The organism is Bacillus sp. 05T31 (genome assembly GCF_056396725.1).
Genome location: NZ_JBFTMA010000397.1, coordinates 1 through 4,729, shown reverse-complemented (window position 1 = coordinate 4,729; position 4,729 = coordinate 1). Strand labels below are relative to the sequence as shown.

The following is a 4,729-nucleotide window of genomic DNA, read 5'->3' as shown; positions in this document are numbered from 1 at the left end:
TTGCACTTCACCGAAAAGGCGAATGTATAGTTCATTATGAACATTGTCTTTCCAAACCTTAATGAGAGGATCTTCTTCGCATAGTTCCATAAGTGCAGCGTATAAATCATGAATTCGCTCTTTAGGCACTGCATCAACTGCAGCTTCCATTTGTGGTTCGGCAAAGTGAATATCTTTTATATAATCCGTCCACTCACCGATAATATCACCAATTTTGATATTCGTAAGTCCCCATACTTTGCAAAACTCTCCACTATGAACAGTAGAGGCTTGAACTGCATTTCCATTATGAAATATGCACATTTTTTTAATCTTCTCTTTATGTGATAGAGACTCACTGCGCTGAATATCAACATATTTTCTAACGTGTAAACAACCAGAAAATAGTCTTACGTAAGCAATCTTTTCGCCAGAAGATTCACGTTCAATTTTAAAAACAACACCGGATAATGTTTCATCTTGTGCCGATTTAGTAGCTGGAATTAAGGCTGAAATATTTTTAAGTAATTCAGTTACTCCTATACCTGTCATTGCTGAACCAAAAAAGATAGGAAACACATTTGCTTGCTGTATTTGCTTTTCGAGTTCTTTTCTTAATAGTGCATCCGGTATTATTTCGTTATTTACATATGACTCAAGCAATGATTCGTTAAATGGTGCTAATAGTTCCATACAATCGTCATAAGATTTATATTCAATAATCCGAGCGTCCTTTGTACCTTCGTTTTCTACAAAGTAGAAGGGGSATGCTTCATTTGAAAGAAGCTCTTTTATTTGTTTCACAACTTTTTCAGTATTTGCGCCACTACGGTCTATTTTATTAACAAATAATATAGTAGGTATGTTTAATTTCTGTAATGTCCGCATTAAAATCTTTGTTTGTGCTTGCACACCTTCAACGGCAGAGATAACTAAAATGGCACCGTCTAAAACRCGGAATGATCGCTCCACTTCAGCGATAAAATCAGCRTGTCCAGGTGTATCAATRACATTTACTTTTAAACTRTCAATAAAGAAAGAAACGACMGATGCTTTAATCGTAATTCCACGTTGTCTTTCTAATTCCATTGAGTCAGTTTGCGTATTACCACTATCTACTCGGCCAACTTCTTTAATCACATTCGTTTCATAAAGAATACGCTCAGTCAAACTCGTCTTGCCAGCGTCTACGTGCGCGACAATCCCTATATTTATTGTTGTCATATATAAATATCCTCATTTCATTTTCCATTTTTAATTCCTCATTTCTATTTGTGTATTGCCGCATTACAATCACTCTCCAGTCATTTAAATTATTACTATTATAATGTAATTTACATTTTTTGTAACGCTACAAAGCGCCTTAATTTGGAAAAATAGGAATGAAAACAAAATGCTTGCATTCTAAATCGATATAGATTATATTAATTGACATATCAACTATTGATGCATCAAACGTTTTTGATTTGGATGTAAAGGAGGGGGTAATTTGACAAGTTCATGCTCAAAAGAAGCGATTATTTTATATAAATTACACTTTCTAAATAAAGAAGTAAGTTCGAAGTTTGAAGGGTGTACGGGTATGAGTCAGTCTCGATTAGAGCTTATACTTCAGTTATATGAAGTAGATGAAATTAGTCAAAAAGCACTTCAGCAAGAAGTGAATATTGATAATGCCGCGATTACGAGGCATTTAAAACAGCTGGAAGCAAACGGAATGATTACAAGACGTAAAAATCCAGATGATAACAGAATTACGTTAGTTTCTCTTACAGAAGAGGGACGAAATAAAATTCAAGTGTATCAAGAGGAAAAAGAGCGTTTCGCTACTTCAGCATTTAAAGGATTAAGTGAAGAAGAACGCGACAATCTTTTAACGATGTTAGACCGCATTCAAGAAAAYATAAAAGAAYTTTAAAAAAGGGAGAATACAACTATGACTAACTCAGTAAAAACWAATGAYTTTAACGAAATTTTAACAGGACGTCGTTCAATTCGTAAATATGATCCAACTGTAAAAATTAGCAAAGAAGAAATGACTGAAATTCTTACAGAAGCAACACTTGCACCATCTTCAGTAAACATGCAACCATGGAGATTCCTTGTTATTGAAAGTGACGAAGCAAAAGCAACACTTGCGCCACTTGCGAAATTTAATCAATCTCAAGTAGAAACATCTTCAGCAATGATCGCTGTATTTGGTGACTTAAACAACTTTGATAACGCAGAAGAAATTTACGGTACAGCAGTTGAGCGTGGTTTAATGCCAGCTGAAGTAAAAGAAGATCAAATGAAAAAACTTTCAGGTTACTTCTCAATGGTTACACCAGAAGTAATGAAAGATACTGTATTAATTGACGGTGGTCTTGCAGCTATGCAATTTATGTTAGCAGCTCGTGCTCACGGTTACGATACTTGCCCAATTGGTGGATTTGAAAAAGACCAAATCGCTGAAGCTTTCGGATTAGATAAAGAACGTCACGTACCAGTTATGTTAATTTCAATCGGAAAAGCTGCTGACAGTGGTTATCCATCAGTACGTCTTCCAATTGAAAAAGTTGCTGAGTGGAAGTAATTTTATAAAAAACAGAAATAAGTGAGATATGAGAGGGGGAAACACCATGATTATTATTCACGCAATATTTCAAGTAGATCCAGCAAAACAACAATCATTTTTAGAAGAAATTCAGCCACTACTTCATGGTTCAAGAGAAGAAAGTGGAAATGTATCTTACGATTTATATAAAGATACTGAAAAAGAAAGTGTTTATACGATGGTAGAAGTCTGGAAAGATGAAGCAGCAGTTGCGAGTCATAATACGAGTGAACACTTCACATCTTTCGTTAGTAAAGCATCACAGTTTTTAACTGCTCCGCTTGATATAAAGGTTTATAGCGGTGAACTAGTAAAATAATATGGTTATAGCAGATGACTTTGGCCTACGCTGAGGTCATCTTTTTTATTTTGATAGGAATATATTTACTTCTAACTTAATGTGTTATAATTTGGAAAATGAATAATCTGAATTTTAAAAGCATTTAAAGGTGGTAGTGAAATATATGAACATATTAAAGAAAATCACTAATAATATTTCAAAGGTCATTATAGGAAAAGATGAAGCGATTGAACTCGCAGCAATAGCTCTTATAGCAAGAGGACATATTTTATTAGAAGATGTACCTGGGACAGGAAAAACAACTTTAGCGAAAAGTCTGGCTAAAAGTGTGGACGCTAAGTTTCAAAGAATACAATTTACAGCTGATACTTTGCCTGGAGATGTTATTGGTCTCGAATATTTTGATGTGAAGGAATCGGAATTTAAAACGAGGTTAGGGCCTATTTTTGCAAATATAGTATTAGTGGATGAAATTAATCGAGCTGTACCGAGAACGCAATCTTCGTTACTTGAAGTTATGGAAGAACGTACTGTTACAATTGCGAAACAGACACATTCATTACCAGAACCTTTTTTAGTTATTGCAACGCAAAACCCTCTCGAATCAGCGGGCACTTTTCCTTTACCAGACGCCCAATTAGACCGATTTTTACTTACTATACGCCAAGGTTACCCTACGAGAGAAGCAGAAAAGGAAATGATGAATCGGTTCCAAACGAATGATCCATTAGAAACGCTACATTCTATTATTTCGAGTGAAGAAATAATAAATATACAAAAACGTGCAAGGGAAGTGTTAGTAGGGAGTGATGTGCAAGATTATCTTCTTGAAATTCGATTAGTGTGCCAGTGGAGAATGTACGATGAAGCAACAGTTTGTGTATACACCATTAGCGGATCCTGTCGTAATAGGGGGTATATCAGTTGTAGCCGTTATTTTATGTGTATTTTCAAGTAATCTACTAATTTTATCTCTCGTATTTTTATATTTAATTTTAATGAGTGCTACGCATGTATACATACGGAAAGTATCTCGCGTTAACTGGGAATACGATCAAGGAAATTCGAACGTTTTTATAGGTGAAACGAATACGTGCAAAATAAAAATTTCAAACAACTCGATATTTCCTATTTTCAATATCGTATTTCGATTTAAGTGTGAAAATAAGCTAACTTGGAATCATGATGAACTAAACAAAAATCATAGTACTGGTTCAAATTATTATATGAATTTCAATATAAAAGGCGGAGAGACTGTTTCATTTGATTTACAAGCAATAGCGTTAAAAAGAGGCATCGCGAAATGGGAAGAAGTTGAAATTGTTATTACTGATCCCTTTGGATTCATAACGAAACATATAACATATAAACAAGTTGATACGCCGTCCTATTTAGTTTTACCAGCCGTTCCGAAAATACAAGTTCCTGAATTACAAGAATGGTCACGGGGATTTCGAAAAGCGATGTCTTCCCCGCTATATGACGAAACGAAAGTAATGGGAGTGAAATCTTATGAAAATGAAGATTTTCGTTCTATACATTGGGGTGCAACGGCAAAAACAGGGATGATAACTGCGAAAAAATACGAACGAACACAATCAGATAAATATGCGATTTATCTCAACTTGCAAAATAAAAGCGGTATTTCTTTGAGAAATGATACAGAGGAACTAATTGAATTAACGGCAGGCATATGTAAACAACTGCTTATGCAAAACTGTTCATTTGAAGTATGGATCAATAGCGTGAAAGATAATGGATTGTTGCATATAAAGAACGGTCATAATCGGAAACATTTGCAAAATGTATTAAAGGTACTTGCCTCTATATCGGATCAAGATACGCCTGTATCA

Annotated in this window: 5 protein-coding genes and 1 pseudogene; 5 read left to right on the top strand and 1 reads right to left on the bottom strand. The window is 34.7% G+C overall.

The annotated features are described in order from the left end of the window. The coding region (locus AC1DJR_RS20295) for a GTP-binding protein (RefSeq protein ID WP_477003360.1) at positions 1-1,203 on the bottom strand (1,203 nt) is incomplete at its 3' end. A 265-nt stretch (positions 1,204-1,468) separates the two neighbouring features. Here AC1DJR_RS20295 and AC1DJR_RS20290 point away from each other — a divergent pair. The 5 genes and pseudogenes from AC1DJR_RS20290 to AC1DJR_RS20270 form a co-directional block, all read left to right on the top strand. Beyond that, positions 1,469-1,897: a MarR family winged helix-turn-helix transcriptional regulator gene (locus AC1DJR_RS20290; RefSeq protein ID WP_477003359.1), complete on the top strand. Its 429-nt coding sequence runs from the start codon at positions 1,469-1,471 to the stop codon at positions 1,895-1,897. Between the two features lie 18 nt (positions 1,898-1,915). Continuing rightward, positions 1,916-2,554 (top strand): nitroreductase family protein, encoded by a 639-nt coding sequence (locus tag AC1DJR_RS20285; RefSeq protein ID WP_477003358.1) that lies wholly within the window; start codon positions 1,916-1,918, stop codon positions 2,552-2,554. A gap of 46 nt (positions 2,555-2,600) precedes the next feature. Beyond that, positions 2,601-2,894 (top strand): putative quinol monooxygenase, encoded by a 294-nt coding sequence (locus AC1DJR_RS20280; protein ID WP_000583822.1) that lies wholly within the window; start codon positions 2,601-2,603, stop codon positions 2,892-2,894. Positions 2,895-3,039: 145 nt separating this feature from the next. After that, positions 3,040-3,711, top strand: a pseudogene (locus AC1DJR_RS20275) (AAA family ATPase); the annotation flags it as partial. Positions 3,712-3,739: 28 nt separating this feature from the next. Next, the coding region (locus tag AC1DJR_RS20270) for a DUF58 domain-containing protein (protein WP_477003357.1) at positions 3,740-4,729 on the top strand (990 nt) is incomplete at its 3' end.

Coding starts and splice junctions, on each gene's coding strand:
- AC1DJR_RS20280 (WP_000583822.1), top strand. CDS start 2,601: ATGATTATTATTCACGCAATATTTCAAGTAGATCCAGCAAAACAACAA.